We start from the raw sequence: 13,969 nt of genomic DNA, 5'->3' as shown, positions 1-13,969 counted from the left end.
AGCTTGTGCAGCAGCCCCATCACTGTCTTGTCCACCTCGTGGCCCCGGTCTCGTGCTGTCCCGTGGAAATGAATCTGAAAGGCGGCACTGCATCATGATGACGGAGCATTCTCCGACCCTGGAGGTCTTCGGTGGAGTGGACACCCACTCGCTAACCCACCACGCCGCGGTAGTCGACACGCTCGGCCGCGAACTGGGCGACCACGAGTTTCCGGCGACGGTGGCCGGTTACGAGGCTCTGAAGGACTGGCTGGTCGGTTTCGGTGAGCTCGTGAAGGTTGGCATCGAAGGGACCGGTTCCTATGGTGCGGGACTGATGCGGGTACTGGCCGGCGCCGAGATCATCGTGGTCGAGGTCGACCGTCCTGACCGTACGGCGCGTCGCTCGTTGGGCAAGTCCGACCCGCTGGATGCCTATGCAGCGGCCCGGGCAGCAGCATCCGGACGCGCCTCCGGCACGCCGAAGTCGCGCAATGGCATCGTGGAATCGATTCGGTGCCTACGCCTTGCACACCGCTCGGCGGTCAAGGCGCGGACCCAGTGCATCAACCAGATCTGAGCGTTGCTGCTCAATGGGCCGGCTGATCTTCGTGAGCACCTGGTGCCGTTGCCCCGGGCGAAGATGGTCCAGTCCATCGCCCGTCTGCGGCCCGCCGCCGACCTGGCCGATCCTCAGGTGGCCTGCAAGCTGGCCTTGCGCTCCTTAGCTCGTCGCTACATCAGCCTGGACGAGGAGATCAGTCAATTGCACCGCGGGCTGAGCGATCTCACCCAGGAGGCGGCCCCGCAACTGCTCGGCCGTCCCGGTGTCGGCGTCCAGGTCGCGGCCCAATTGTTGGTCACCGCCGGTGACAACCCTGACCGTCTTGGCTCTGAGGCCTCCTTCGCCCATCTGACCGGAGTTGCCCCGGTCCCTGCCTCCTCCGGGAAGCGCCAGCACCGGCACCGACTCAACCGCGGTGGTGACCGCGCCGCGAACAATGCGCTCTACACGATTGCGCTGGTCCGGATGCGGTATCACGAGCAGACCCGGGTCTACGTGGAGCGACGCACCGCAGAAGGACTGTCGAAGAAGGACATCATGCGTTGTCTCAAACGCGCGATCTGCCGGGAGATTTATCGTCTACTCACCAAGCCAGCCGATCCGCCGGCACGTACCATCACGGCACTTCCAGCAGCTGCTTGACATCTATAGGAGCATCCCTGCTGGCTTGCTCGGTGAAGCCCTGTCCGAAGCTTCCCCGGACATGATGCGCAATCTGTTGCAAAGTGTGATCAACTCTCTGCTCTCCGCCGACGCCGATGCGGTGGTCGGCGCCGAGTGGGGCAGGCCGTCCTCGACGCGCATGGCCCAGCGCAACGGTTACCGCCACCGCGAGCTGGACACCCGGGTCGGGACCCTCGACGTGGCCATCCCGAAACTCAGATCGGGCACGTACTTCCCGGAATGGCTGCTGGAACGGCGCAAGCGGGCCGAGTCGGCGCTGATCACCGTGGTGGCGGACTGCTACCTCGCCGGAGTCTCGACCCGGCGGATGGACAAGCTGGTGAAGACCCTCGGGATCAACGCCCTGTCGAAGTCCCAGGTGTCTCGGATGGCCGAGGACCTCGACGAGCAGGTCGAGGCCTTCCGCCACCGGCCCCTGGACACGGCCGGGCCGTTCACGTTCGTGGCCGCCGATGCCCTGACGATGAAGGTCCGCGAGGGCGGACGGGTCGTCAACGCCGTGGTGCTGCTGGCCACCGGGGTCAACGCCGACGGACACCGCGAGGTGTTGGGCCTGCGGGTGGCCACCAGTGAGACCGGGGCGGCGTGGAACGAGTTCTTCGCCGACCTCGTCGCCCGCGGCCTGGGCGGGGTCCGCCTGGTCACCAGTGACGCCCACACCGGGCTGAAGGACGCGATCGCCGCGAACCTGCCCGGCGCCGCCTGGCAACGGTGCCGCACTCACTATGCGGCGAACCTGATGGGAATCACCCCGAAGAGCATGTGGCCGGCCGTGAAAGCCATGCTGCACAGCGTCTATGACCAGCCCGATGCCGCCGCAGTGAACGCCCAGTTCGACCGACTCATCGACTACGTGAGCGAGAAACTGCCCGCCGTGGCCGAGCACCTCGACGCCGCTCGGGCCGACATCCTGGCCTTCACGACCTTCCCGAAGGATGTCTGGACCCAGATCTGGTCCAACAACCCCCAGGAGCGACTCAACCGCGAGATCCGGCGCCGCACCGACTCCGTCGGCATCTTCCCCAACCGCAACGCCATCGTCCGCCTCGTCGGGGCCGTGCTGGCCGAGCAGACCGACGAATGGACCGAAGGACGCCGCTACCTCGGCCTCGAGGTCCTGCACCGCTGCCGCCTCACACCCGTGGAGAACACCGGAGATGAGGTGAACACCGACACCGACAGCACCCTCGAACTCAGCGCCTGACAACACCAGCGAAGGATCAGGCCGTTACACCACTACTTGGGACTTGACCACGCGGCCGCTGGCCTCCAGCGCGTTCAGTCGGTCGATCAGCTCCGGGGCGTACGGAATGGGCATGGAACCGTACGCCAGGATCGAATAGCCACCCCTCCAGCCACCCTGCTCGGGCGGCAAGGGGTCGCCTTCGTTCGGCAAGGGCAAAAGCGTGCCGTCAATGTCCAAGTAGACCGTAAGCCTCTTAGCCATCAGCCCCGCCGCACGTTCATCAACCGCCAGCCCTCAGGCACTTGACCCCGTAACTCGGCGAATCCTTCTTCGGAGTTGTCCGCCTCAACGGAGATCTCACTGACCTTCCGCTCCGCGATCCCGGTCTGGTCCGTCGGGATGGGTTCGATAATGGCGACAAGGTTCACTCCAACAGCTTAGATCGAGAGTGATGGTCGGACGGGCCGGCGGTCAGGCAGACTGGTCGCATGTGTGGACGCTACGTGATGGCCAGGGCGCTGGGGGACCTGGTGGCCGATGCTGGTGCTGTCGAGCCAAAGGAAAGCCTGGAACTTCGGGAGAGCTGGAACGTGGCTCCGACCACGGATGTTCCGATCGTTCTGGAACGAACCGAGGGCGACCAACCGGTGCGGGAAATCCATGTGGCCCGATGGGGGTTGGTCCCGCCATGGGCTAAGGATGTGTCTGTCGGCTCTCGGACGTTCAACGCCCGGTCCGAGACGGTGACCGAGAAGCCGACCTTCCGGGCCGCGGTGAAGGCCCGACGTTGTGCGGTACCCGTTGACGGCTACTACGAATGGCTCAAGCCCGGCCCCGGCGCCCCGAAGTCAGCCAAGAAGCGGCCCTTCTATATCCGGCCCCAGGACGGCCGGCCGATCTACTTCGCCGGGCTGTATGAGTGGTGGAAGGACGGATCCCTGACGGAGGATGACCCGGGTCGGTGGCTGCTTAGCTGCACCATCCTGACCGGCCCGTCGCCGGAAGCTGACAGCGGGGACGACACCTTGGACCAACTTCATGGCTTGCATGACCGGCTGCCACTGCCGATGGACCGGGAGACCATGGACTCTTGGCTGGAACCGCAGAAGCTGGCCTCAGCCGAAGCTGCCGACCACCTGGTGGACCAGGTTCGGGAGCAGGCCAACGGCACGGCTTCAGCGTGGGTGCTGGATGAGGTGGGCACCGCAGTGGGCAACGTCCGCAACAACGGTCCGGAGCTGATCGAGCCAATCGTCTGAGCCCAGACCAGGAGCGGAAGCCCGACTACCGCCGCAGCTCATCTACCAGATCCGAGACCATGCCGCCGGACTCGACCGGGGCGGGTAGCGTTCGAGGCCCGATCGTCGCCGCCGGAGTAATGCGCTCATCACTGAACAACTGCTGAATTACGGTCAGCCCGCTCTCCTCGGAGCCGGTGCGATTCGGTACGCGTGGTGACGGCATGCCACACACCATGCACCACACGGGCCATGGTGGCTCTTATCCCGTCCGCGCTGAACCGTACCGTTACCCGGAGTGCTTCCCGCCGCCGCAGCCAACCGCCCCTTCCTAGACGGCTGGCTCATCAACGCACGCATCAATTTTGGGCAGGAAACTTGGGAACAATCACGCAATCAGTCGCCGTCACACTTACCACCGCTGGGGTGCCGATGGGCCTCGAAATGGATGGTCGGACTTACTCGATCGCAGCCGAACCGGTGCGCTGGTACGAGCGGCGCAAATGGTGGATAGAGGAACATCGGGTCTATCGAGGCCTCGGCGCCGGCATGGTGGACCGGGAAGTCTGGCGGCTGCAGGTCCGCTTGGGCAGGGCTCGTGGAGCACTGCACACCGTCGACCTGGCCCGCCATGAACATTCAGGCCGATGGGAGTTGATTCGGATGCTCGATGGACGAGGCAGGGAACTCAGGGAGAGTACTTGAGGGGAGAGGCCTCCGTGCGGCCTTGGGACAACATGGAGGCTTGGGTCTAGTCCTTAGACGGCTTTCCCAAAGCTATCCACAATTGCACGAGCGAAATGACCATGGTGTCATCTACTCTCGTGGACTTGTTCTCAAGCGCCGAAAGCCCTGGACAATCCGGGGTGGGATCGGCCCAGAGCTCGCGCAGATGACGCACCCACTGTGCCTTAAGGGGATCCCCGACCGGACGTGTCTTGTTGAATGGGGGAATGGATATTCGCCCCTGCACCGACGAGGACCTGAGCGTGTTGTGCTTGCACTGGAGGACGCCCGGTGGCGTCCACGAGGCACACCATGCCCGTCAGCAGGCCGGCCAGGCCACCTACCTGGTCGCGTGGCAGGATCAGGAGCCGCTGGGCTCCGGCGTGGTGCAGTGGGGCGGGTGCATCGGGTCGAATGCCCGAACCGCGTACCCACAGGCGGTGGAAATCAATCACCTGCAGGTCCGTGACCAGTACCGTGGACAGGGCGTGGGCAGCGACCTCATTGCCGCCGCTGAGGCCCTCGCATGGCAAGCTGGCCGTTTCCAGATAGCGGTAGGCGTCGCCGACGACAACCAGGGCGCGGAACGCCTGTACCGCCGCCTGGGCTACCGCCTCACCGGCGTCGTCGATGTCAGCGAGTACGACTGGATCACCGCCGAGGGAGCAGTCCAGCATGAGACCGAGCGCGATCTCCTGCTGGTCAAGGACCTCGCCCCCACCATCGGCATTCTTTGAAGGCCAGCACCGGGGGTCCGCCTGAACCCGGACGAGTGGACCGGATGAGGATCAGGTGAGCCCACCGTTCGTCACACCGCTGGATTGTCCCGTGAGGGGGAACGACTCACCGGTCCGACGATGGACCAAGAAGCAGTTTGCCAGCACCGCCCCAGCGGGGGATCCTCTACCGGGGCGCTTCGGCATTGCTTTCCAGGAGCACTTTTCCGCGGTTCGCTGAGTTCCAAGCGAGAGCATCCCGGATCTGCGAGAGCGGAAATTTTGCGGCGGGTGTCGTGGCCAGTAAACCTGACGCAACGAGCCGGAAGACTTCTTCAAAACGCTGAGCGAACTGCACGGGGTCGCTGTTATGAGCATCCTGGCGCAGGTGAAAATACTTCAGTTCCACATGCGATGGAAATTCCCAACTGCCGTGAATTGGCGTGCCGGAGAGGAGCCCGTAGTTCAGGGCCCCGGCAAAGTCGTGACTGGTGGTGTCGGCGTGTCGGTGCGCTGAGATAGAACGAGATTCCTGTAGGACGAGTGATCGACCAAGATTCACGTCTTTCCAGGAGCCTCGTTGCCGTCCCACTCTGCCATGCCCGTTGCGCGTTGTGTCCAGTCGCTGGCTGACCTGCGTTCTCGGTTCGCCGAGCTGCCTGACCCCCGCCGTCGCCGCGGTGTCCGGCACCGGGTCTCGGCGATTCTGGCGATCGCCGCGGCGGCGGTGACCTGCGGTGCTCGCTCGTTGACCACGATCGGGGAATGGGCAGCCGATGCGCCCCAAAGGATCCTGGCAACCCTCGGCGCGCGCTGGCACCTCGGTCGCGGCCGCCATGTCGCCCCGCACGAGACGACACTGCGGCGCACGCTGCAAGCCTTCGATGCCGCCGTGCTCGATGAGGTGATCAGCGACTGGCTCGCCGAGCACCTCACCGTGCGCGAGGATCTGGAGGCGATCGCGGTCGACGGCAAGACGCTCCGCGGCGCCCGCGACGCCGACGGCGAGCAGGCCCATCTGCTCTCCGCGGTCGTCCACGACGCCGGTGTCGTGATCGCCCAGCGCGACGTGGCGGCCAAGACCAACGAGATCACCGAGCTCGCCCCGCTGCTCGCGGGCGTGGACCTGACCGGAAAGGTGATCACCGCGGACGCCCTGCACACGCAGCGCGCCACGGCCGAGGACCTGGTCACGGCACAGCGCGCCGACTACGTGCTGACCGTCAAGGCCAACCAGCCGACCATGTTCGCCGCCTGCCAGCAGGCGCTCTCCGGACCGGCCCGCGCCTTCGCCGCCGAGGACGTCAGTTCCGAGCGTGGTCACGGACGCACCGAGCAGCGCACCACCCGGACCATGCCGGTCACCGACGGCGACGGGATCGACTTCCCCCATGCCGCGCAGGTCTTCCGGATCCGCCGTGACACCGGCGGCCTGGACGGCCAGCGCATCCGGAAGGAGACCGCCTACTGCATCACCAGCCTGGCGCCCGCCCAGGCCGGCCCGGCTCGGCTCGGCGCGCTGGTGCGGGGGCACTGGGAGATCGAGAACCGAGTCCACTGGGTCCGCGATGTCACCTACGACGAGGACCGCTCCCAGGTCCGCACCGGTGCTGCGCCCCAGGTCATGGCCAGCCTGCGCAACCTTGCCATCAGCGCCTTCCGCCTGGCCGGTCACACCAACATCGCCGCCGCCCTCCGCTGGGCAGCCCGCGACTATCACCGACCACTGACCATTCTCGGCCTCACATGACTTTGCCGGAGCCCTGCCGATTGGGGAGAGCAGATCGCGCACTCTAGGCATGTTGGTCATATCCACGCCCCTGGCCCCCTCCCAGCTTTCTGTTCTACTGCGATCCGAAAGTCCATGCATTCTCGGGGGACGAGGCGCGTGCTGCACAGCTTCCTTCCTCGTCTTAGGGCCTGGTCGATCTCTTCGCTGAGTCGATTATCCTTCGCGCGTGGTCTCGTCCAACGTCTCATCATCTTCCTTGGCTTCTCGTGAGCGTCGCAGCGCTTCGCGGCGTGCTCGTTCGCGGTAGCTGTAAGCGGCCTCGTGGACCGACTCTTCGCTTTCGAAGCCTGAGCCGATGGCGCCTGCGACGGTTGCGGCGGCGGTCGTTAACAGGGCGACGAGGAGGTGTTCTCCGAGTCCGTATTCAGGTCCGGCGTACTGGCTGAAGACTTCAGGGGTGAAGACGATGAGCGCGGCGATCAGGTTGAGGACGAAGAGCCCCAGGTAGCCACACGTCAGCCCGATGGCGAGGGTTATCACGGTTGAAGCATTGAAAAGGACCGCTTGCTCACGTTGATATGCCGGTAGATTCCTCACCCGTTCCCACAGGTGATGATAGACGATGAGCCATGTGAGCATCACGGTGATCGAGGCGATCACCACGGCGACCAGTTGCCACACCGCCATGGTGATCGCGAGTTCCCACAGGGTGGCGTTGATCAAATAGAATGCGCTGAACGCGAACGCTCCCACCAGCGCCCCCCGCAGACCCGACACCAGCCGCCACGGTTGGTTATCCCGGACCATTCCGATGAGCAGCCGCAGCCGACCCCGACTCGCGAGGATACGCAGGTCGATGCCGTCTTGATCGGGTGTGGCCCGCCGGAAGGCCCCACCCAGTGCGCCCAGACGGGATCGGCGATGTTCCTCAGAGCCCTCCTCTGGGGTTGTCTCGCCGCGCAGGTCCACGATGAGCTGTGCCACCACTCCCAGGACTCGACGTCGCAATGCCATCGCGCCGAAGGCCGGCAGTGAGACCACCGCGACGTTTCGACTGCTACTGGCATCAGCGACGACAGGCTGCCGGTCGATGGCCAGCGGGAGATCGGTGACGCACACCGCGAAGTCCCAGCCGCGTTGCCGCTTGTGCTCCGTTGCGAGGTTCATCATCTCGAAGTGCTGCATGTCGCTGGGAGGCAACCGCTCACGGTGCACTTCGACTCTCCACTGGCGATCCGGCAACTGCTCGGCCAGTAGTCCTGGTAGTTCCTGTTCGAGTTGCTGCGCGACCTTTAGCGGGGTAGCCACCGGATCGGCGACCACGCCGATCACCACCTCCCGCCCGGGGGTCTGCGTGTGGCTCTGCTGTGTCGTCACCGGTCCGCTCCTTCCGCTGCTGAATGTGGGCCGTCGGGGTTATGTCGAGGTGGTGTGTGTTCATAACACTCCCCACACTTCTGGTCTACCTCTACACCCCGTGGGGGTCCCGACCGCCACGTCGTGGGGCCCGTTGTAAACAAGTGCCTTCATGATGATCTCCTTATGGGAACTTGTGGCCAGGTCAGTTCTAAGCGCCGTACCGCCCGGCTCCGACAGAAGTCGCGACCGAGCTGATCGCGGACATCAACCGCATGACGTGGAGTTTTCTCCAAGACCTTCCGAGGTCGTTCGATGAGCAATCGCGATCGGGGCCCAACCCGATCCTCCACCACCGCAATCCGGCTAACAAAGGGTGGGTGCCCCGGCCAATGAGGACTCTCGTGGACTGCCCCCGAATAACTACCACCTCGGCATACGGTGACGACAGTCCGCGCCCGTATGGGGAACCCCACCCGGAAACACCCGCCGCTGACCTGCTCACACGCAGGCATGCCCCACGGGACGTCCCACAAGACCCGTCCGGTGATCTGTCCGGTGACGGGGCGTCATAGGAAGCATTCCTGGGCAAGTGTCGGGATCAGCCACCTGAAGCGACTGAGTGGATCGCAACGGCCCACCAGCACAGGCCAACACGCCCCGGAGAGCCCGTGGCTCGTTGCTTCAGCCCTTCTGCAGCTCCTCGGCGAGCATCACGAGGATGCCGCTGGGACCTCGGAGGTAGGTCAACCTGTAGACGTCGCCAAACGTCGCCACCCCGCGCAACGGGTGGCAGCCGTGCCGTGCCGCCACCGCCAGGGCCTCGTCCAGGTCGTCCACGGAGAACGCCACCCGGTGCATGCCGATCTCATGCGGCTGCGTGGGCTCGGTCTCGATCGCGTCGGGGTGGAGGTATTCGAAGAGTTCAATCCGGCCGTTGCCGTCCGGCGTCTGGAGCATGGCGATCTTCGCGTGGTTGCCGTCGAGTCCCACCGCCGTGTCCGCCCATTCGCCGCTGACGGTGTCCCGGCCCAGGACAGAGAGCCCCAGATCGGTGAAGAAGGCGATGGTGGCTTCGAGGTCCCGCACGGCGACGGCAACGTTCTCGAGCTTGATGGACATGCACGTGATCCTAACGTCGGACGGGACGCGCGCTCCAGAGGCGGAGTCCCCGCCCGGCCAGGCCCACGGCGAAGACTCCCACCATCACCAGCACGGACACCCAGGGGAGGGTGAACGCCAGCAGCAGGCACAGGACCAGGCCGGTCAGGTTCACCCAGCGCGGGGCGCGCACCACCCGCTCGGTCAGGGTGAAGGCCGCCAGATTGGACACGGCGTAGTACACCAGCACGCCGAAGGAGGAGAACCCCACCACAGTCAGCACGTCAGCGGTCAGCAGCAGGGCGATGACCACCACGCCGGCCGCCACCTGGGCGGCCCACGGTACCGAGGTTCGGGCGGACACCCGGTCCAGGGCACGCGGCAGGTCTCCCTCGCGGGCCATGGCCAGCCCGGTGCGGGAGAGTCCCGCCACCAGGTTCAGCATCGATCCCAGCGAGGCCAGCGCCGCCCCGAGGACCGCGAGCCAGATCCAGCCCTCCCCGAACAACACCGCCACGGCATCTCGCACGGGAGCCGCTGAGGCACCGAGCCCCTCGAAACCCAGGGCCCGGCCCAGACTGACCGCGAGCAGCACGTACAGCACGAGCGTGAAGGCCAGGGCACCGAAGACCGCCCGGGGGATGGTCTGCCGGGGGGAGCGGACCTCCTCACCGAGCGTCGCGATCCGGGCGTAGCCCGCGAAGGCGAAGAACAGCAGCCCGGCGCCCTGCAGCACCCCCCACAGCCCCGGGTCCCCGGGATCCGCTCCCGGTGAGCCGGCCGCGGAACCGGCCGGGCCGGCGTCGGCCCCGGGGGAGAGGAACCCCGCCGTGATCACCACAGCGAGGATCAGCACCACCGGCACCACGATCGCCACGGTGGCCTGCACCGTGCGGGTGATACCGAGCAGGTTCACCCCCGTCAGGAGCACGACGGCGGCCACCGCCACCCAGCGCGCCGTCCAGTCGGCGCCTCCGGTCCCGGCGCCCGGGACCACGTAGAGGGCGAAGGTGTAGGCCATGGCGGCGATGGAGGCGGACTTGCCCGTCACGAAGCCCCAACCGGCCAGGAAACCTGCCCACGGCCCCAGCTGGCGCCGGCCGAAGGTGTAGGCGCCGCCGGAGGTCGGGTGCACCGCGGCCAGCTGGGCGGTGGAGGTGGCGTTGATCCACGCTGTCACGCCCGCCAGGAGCAGGGCGAGCAGGAGCAGGGCGCCGGCCTGCGCCGCGGCGAGGCCGAGGGCGGTGAACACGCCGGCGCCCACCATGGAACCGATGCCGATGACCACGGCACCGGGAAGGCCGAGACGTCGTTGAAGGGCCATGCACTCCACCCACTAGAATCATTCGGGAACCGTCCCGCCTGAGCGGGACGAGTATGTCTTTACCACGCTCATCGAAACACCCGGTTGACTCCGCCGGGACCGGAAGGACCATCAGTGCTGCGCACCCACCAGCTGGGCGAGCTCAACGCCTCGCTCATCGGACAGACCGTCACCGTCACCGGATGGGTGGCGCGCCGCCGCGACCACGGTGGGGTGGCCTTCGTGGACCTGCGGGACGCCTCGGGCTTCGCCCAGGTGGTGGTGCGGGACGAGAAGGACTTCGATCCGTTGCGCAACGAGTTCGTCCTCCAGGTGACCGGAACCGTGGAGCGCCGCCCGGAGGGCAACGAGAACCCGAACCTGCCCTCGGGCGAGGTCGAGCTCATCACGGAGACCGTGGCGGTGCTCAACACGGCGGCCCCGCTGCCGTTCCAGATCGACGAGCACGTGGAGGTCGGTGAGGAGGCCCGACTGCGCCACCGCTACCTGGACCTGCGCCGTCCCGAGCCGGCCCGCATCATGCGCCTGCGCTCCGAGGTGAACCGGGCCGCCCGCAACCTCCTGCATGACGAGGGCTACATCGAGGTCGAGACCCCCACCCTGACGCGTTCCACCCCGGAGGGTGCCCGCGACTTCGTGGTCCCGGCCCGTCTGGCCCCGGGCTCCTGGTATGCCCTGCCCCAGTCTCCGCAGCTGTTCAAGCAGCTGCTTCAGGTCGGCGGGATCGAGAAATACTTCCAGATCGCCCGCTGCTACCGGGACGAGGACTTCCGCGCGGACCGCCAGCCGGAGTTCACCCAGCTGGACATCGAGGCCTCCTTCGTGGAGCAGGACGACGTCATCGCGCTCGGCGAGAAGATCGTGAAGTCCGTCTGGTCCCTGGTGGGCGTGGACGTGCCCACCCCGATCCGCCGCATGACCTACCGCGAGGCGATGGAGAAGTACGGCTCGGACAAGCCGGACCTGCGCTTCGGGCTGGAGCTGACAGACCTCACCGAGTACTTCGCCGACACCCCGTTCCGCGTGTTCAAGGCGCCGTACGTGGGTGCCGTGGTGATGCCGGGCGGGGCCTCGCAGCCGCGGCGCACCCTGGACGCCTGGCAGGAGTGGGCCAAGCAGCGCGGGGCCAAGGGCCTGGCCTACGTGCTCGTCCAGGAGGACGGTTCGCTGACCGGCCCGGTCTCGAAGAACATCTCGGACGAGGAGAAGGCCGGACTGGCCGCCGCCACCGGCGCGTTCCCGGGCGACTGCATCTTCTTCGGCGCCGGCGAGGCCAAGTCCTCCCGCGCCATCCTCGGTGCGGCCCGCGTGGAGATCGGCCACCGCGTCGGCCTCATCAAGGACGCCGGCCCGGAGGTCCCCGCCGCCGAGGCCGACTGGGCCTTCGTGTGGATCGTGGACGCCCCGATGTTCGAGCCCGCCGCGGACGCCGTGGCCTCGGGAGACGTGGCAGTGGGTGCCGGCCAGTGGACAGCCGTGCACCACGCCTTCACCTCCCCGAAGCCCGAGTTCGCCGACACCTTCGACACGGATCCGGGCTCGGCGCTGGCCTACGCCTATGACATCGTGGTCAACGGCAACGAGGTGGGCGGCGGCTCCATCCGTATCCACCAGGAGGCCATGCAGGAGCGGGTCTTCGAGGTCATGGGCCTGTCCCAGGAGGAGGCCCAGGAGAAGTTCGGCTTCCTCCTGGAGGGCTTCAAGTACGGGGCGCCGCCGCACGGTGGCGTCGCCTTCGGCTGGGACCGCATCGTCGCCCTGTTGGCCGGCACCGACTCCATCCGGGACGTCATCGCCTTCCCGAAGACCGGCAACGGCTATGACCCGCTGACCGCCGCCCCGGCGCCCATCACGGAGCAGCAGCGCAAGGAGGCCGGTGTGGACGCGAAGCCGAAACCGGATCAGGCACCGTCCCCAGCAGCCAAGGCCCCCCAGGACTCCGCCGACACCACGGGTGCCTGACGTGGCTGAACACGAGGGCGGTGCGCGCCGGACCGTCCCCCCGACGGCGGTCCGGCTGCTGCCGGTCCTCATCGTGGTCTTCGGCCTGAGCATGCTGATCGACTCGACCACCGACTGGCCGGTGTGGGTGCGCTGGATCCTGTCCATCGGCGGCGGGATGGTGGCCCAGTACATCGTGGTCAAGGTGTGGGCGGCGCGCCAGCGGTGAGTTCCCGGCGCGCCACCGTCGTGCCAGCACTACTGCTGGTTGCGATGTTGTCCGGCTGTACTGCGGAGACCAGCGCGGAGGAGACCACGACGCCGGCCACACCGATCCCGCAGGACCGCGCCCCCGCCGCGGTGGGTGAGGCCCACGAATCCGAGGTGCCGGCCGACTGGGCCGAGCCCGGCGATGTTCCGGTGACCCCGGTGGACGACCTGGACGGGGAGGCCCGGCGCGCCCTGCTCCGCATCCCGGCGTCCTCCGATCCGGTGGACCAGGCGTGTACCCGCCAGGACCTCACCGCGGACCTGACGTTCCAGGACGCCGCCATGGGCCACCGGTACGGTCACCTCACGGTGACCAACACGGGGGCAACGGATTGCGCCGTCCGAGGCTACCCGGGGCTCGGGGCTCGCGGCGCGTGGGGAAACCCCTTCGTCAACGAGCTCCAGCAGAACCCTATGGATCTGCACGGCCACTATCTGCCGGGTGGGGACGAGTACGTGCCCCAGGTCCTCGACCTCGGTGCGGGGGAGTCCGCGCAGCTCTCGGTGGAGTGGACCGGTGCCCTGGGTGGTGCGGAGTCAGAGCCCCTGGGAGAGCTGTTCCTGCAGCCCTTCCGTGGTGCGGACACCCTGGTGGTCTCGGGGGCCGCCGAGGTGGCCTCCGACCTCTCGATGTTCACCACCGTGAAGGTCGGCCCCTTCCTGCCGCACGATGCCGAGGCAGAGCCGGACTCCGGCTAAGTCCGCCGAGGGCCCTTCAACTCGTCCGTGTCCACCCACACCGTGAACGGCCCGGAGTTGACCAGAGCCACCTCCATCATGGCCCCGAACACCCCGCGTTCCACGGGCACGCCCAGGCGCTCCAGCTCGGAGATGAACCGGTCATACAGCGGTTCGGCGGCCTCGCCCCTCGCCGACCGTGACCAGGAGGGGCGGCGGCCCTTGCGGACGTCCCCGTAGAGGGTGAACTGGCTGACCACCAGGGCACCGGCACCGGCGGACACCAGAGAGGACTCGTCCCCCAGGATCCGCAGGTTCGCGGTCTTCTCCGCCAACTGGACGGCCTCGGCCTCGGTGTCCTCCACGGACACCCCCAGCAACACCACCAGCCCGGGGGACTCCAGCCTTCCGGTCACCTCGCCGTCCACGGTCACGGAGGCGGACGTCGCCCTCTGCAGCACTGCTCTCATGTC

14 protein-coding genes and 1 pseudogene are annotated in these 13,969 nt (G+C 67.0%); 9 read left to right on the top strand and 6 right to left on the bottom strand.

Translation table 11 applies throughout. The features are described 5' to 3' along the window. Positions 1-97 precede the first annotated feature (97 nt). Together IMT31_RS01905 and IMT31_RS01900 are read left to right on the top strand one after the other, a co-directional pair. Positions 98-1,186, top strand: a pseudogene (locus IMT31_RS01905) (IS110 family transposase). Beyond that, positions 1,179-2,432, top strand: coding sequence for an IS256 family transposase (locus IMT31_RS01900; protein ID WP_413544351.1), 1,254 nt, complete (start codon positions 1,179-1,181; stop codon positions 2,430-2,432). Before IMT31_RS01905 ends, IMT31_RS01900 begins: the two are co-directional and overlap by 8 nt. Before the next feature lie 24 nt (positions 2,433-2,456). Here the strand turns inward: IMT31_RS01900 and IMT31_RS01895 are convergent, their stop codons facing one another. Next, positions 2,457-2,624, bottom strand: a complete 168-nt coding sequence (locus tag IMT31_RS01895) for a hypothetical protein (RefSeq protein WP_413543562.1) — start codon at positions 2,622-2,624, stop codon at positions 2,457-2,459. A 278-nt stretch (positions 2,625-2,902) separates the two neighbouring features. On the opposite strand from IMT31_RS01895, the gene IMT31_RS01890 reads away from it, so the two are divergent. The 3 genes from IMT31_RS01890 to IMT31_RS01880 all read left to right on the top strand — a co-directional run bounded on the left by IMT31_RS01890 (position 2,903) and on the right by IMT31_RS01880 (position 5,115). After that, entirely contained in the window at positions 2,903-3,673 is a 771-nt protein-coding gene (locus tag IMT31_RS01890; protein ID WP_413543561.1) for an SOS response-associated peptidase, read from the top strand. A 357-nt stretch (positions 3,674-4,030) separates the two neighbouring features. Next, positions 4,031-4,357, top strand: a complete 327-nt coding sequence (locus tag IMT31_RS01885) for a hypothetical protein (protein ID WP_413543560.1) — start codon at positions 4,031-4,033, stop codon at positions 4,355-4,357. Positions 4,358-4,605: 248 nt separating this feature from the next. After that, a complete protein-coding gene (locus IMT31_RS01880; RefSeq protein WP_363352261.1) occupies positions 4,606-5,115 on the top strand; it encodes a GNAT family N-acetyltransferase in 510 nt (169 codons plus the stop codon). A 166-nt stretch (positions 5,116-5,281) separates the two neighbouring features. Here IMT31_RS01880 and IMT31_RS01875 read toward each other — a convergent pair whose 3' ends face one another. Next, positions 5,282-5,656 (bottom strand): hypothetical protein, encoded by a 375-nt coding sequence (locus IMT31_RS01875; RefSeq protein WP_413543559.1) that lies wholly within the window; start codon positions 5,654-5,656, stop codon positions 5,282-5,284. Positions 5,657-5,692: 36 nt separating this feature from the next. Here IMT31_RS01875 and IMT31_RS01870 point away from each other — a divergent pair, with 36 nt between their 5' ends. After that, positions 5,693-6,844 carry an ISAs1 family transposase gene (locus IMT31_RS01870; protein ID WP_413543558.1) on the top strand — a complete coding sequence of 384 codons (1,152 nt, stop codon included), beginning with the start codon at positions 5,693-5,695 and terminating at the stop codon, positions 6,842-6,844. Between the two features lie 195 nt (positions 6,845-7,039). Here the strand turns inward: IMT31_RS01870 and IMT31_RS01865 are convergent, their stop codons facing one another. From IMT31_RS01865 to IMT31_RS01855, 3 genes are all read right to left on the bottom strand, one after another. Next, positions 7,040-8,203: a hypothetical protein gene (locus tag IMT31_RS01865; RefSeq protein WP_413543557.1), complete on the bottom strand. Its 1,164-nt coding sequence runs from the start codon at positions 8,201-8,203 to the stop codon at positions 7,040-7,042. A gap of 663 nt (positions 8,204-8,866) precedes the next feature. Further along, a complete protein-coding gene (locus IMT31_RS01860) occupies positions 8,867-9,304 on the bottom strand; it encodes a VOC family protein (RefSeq protein ID WP_413543556.1) in 438 nt (145 codons plus the stop codon). Positions 9,305-9,314: 10 nt separating this feature from the next. Next, on the bottom strand, positions 9,315-10,607 hold the full coding sequence (locus tag IMT31_RS01855; RefSeq protein WP_345356696.1) for an APC family permease: 1,293 nt from the start codon (positions 10,605-10,607) through the stop codon (positions 9,315-9,317). Positions 10,608-10,721: 114 nt separating this feature from the next. Between IMT31_RS01855 and aspS the strand changes: the two genes are divergently transcribed. Genes aspS through IMT31_RS01840 form a run of 3 tightly spaced genes read left to right on the top strand, consistent with a single transcriptional unit; the run spans position 10,722 to position 13,517 of the window. Then, entirely contained in the window at positions 10,722-12,569 is a 1,848-nt protein-coding gene (gene aspS / locus IMT31_RS01850; protein ID WP_413543555.1) for an aspartate--tRNA ligase, read from the top strand. Position 12,570: 1 nt separating this feature from the next. Next, a complete protein-coding gene (locus IMT31_RS01845; RefSeq protein WP_345356702.1) occupies positions 12,571-12,777 on the top strand; it encodes a hypothetical protein in 207 nt (68 codons plus the stop codon). A gap of 20 nt (positions 12,778-12,797) precedes the next feature. After that, positions 12,798-13,517 (top strand): DUF4232 domain-containing protein, encoded by a 720-nt coding sequence (locus IMT31_RS01840; RefSeq protein ID WP_413543554.1) that lies wholly within the window; start codon positions 12,798-12,800, stop codon positions 13,515-13,517. Here the strand turns inward: IMT31_RS01840 and dtd are convergent. Then, positions 13,514-13,966, bottom strand: a complete 453-nt coding sequence (gene dtd / locus IMT31_RS01835) for a D-aminoacyl-tRNA deacylase (protein ID WP_413543553.1) — start codon at positions 13,964-13,966, stop codon at positions 13,514-13,516. The two genes, IMT31_RS01840 and dtd, sit on opposite strands and share 4 nt — an antisense overlap. Between the last annotated feature and the right edge of the window lie 3 nt (positions 13,967-13,969).

It is taken from the genome of Citricoccus nitrophenolicus, assembly GCF_047305825.1.
GTDB classification, from domain to species: domain Bacteria; phylum Actinomycetota; class Actinomycetes; order Actinomycetales; family Micrococcaceae; genus Citricoccus; species Citricoccus nitrophenolicus.
Note: the sequence above shows the minus strand (reverse complement) of the source record. Positions and strands in the feature narration are given on the sequence as shown.

Coding starts and splice junctions, on each gene's coding strand:
- IMT31_RS01870 (WP_413543558.1), top strand. CDS start 5,693: ATGCCCGTTGCGCGTTGTGTCCAGTCGCTGGCTGACCTGCGTTCTCGG.
- IMT31_RS01860 (WP_413543556.1), bottom strand. CDS start 9,304: ATGTCCATCAAGCTCGAGAACGTTGCCGTCGCCGTGCGGGACCTCGAA.
- IMT31_RS01890 (WP_413543561.1), top strand. CDS start 2,903: ATGTGTGGACGCTACGTGATGGCCAGGGCGCTGGGGGACCTGGTGGCC.
- IMT31_RS01880 (WP_363352261.1), top strand. CDS start 4,606: ATGGATATTCGCCCCTGCACCGACGAGGACCTGAGCGTGTTGTGCTTG.
- dtd (WP_413543553.1), bottom strand. CDS start 13,966: ATGAGAGCAGTGCTGCAGAGGGCGACGTCCGCCTCCGTGACCGTGGAC.
- IMT31_RS01855 (WP_345356696.1), bottom strand. CDS start 10,607: ATGGCCCTTCAACGACGTCTCGGCCTTCCCGGTGCCGTGGTCATCGGC.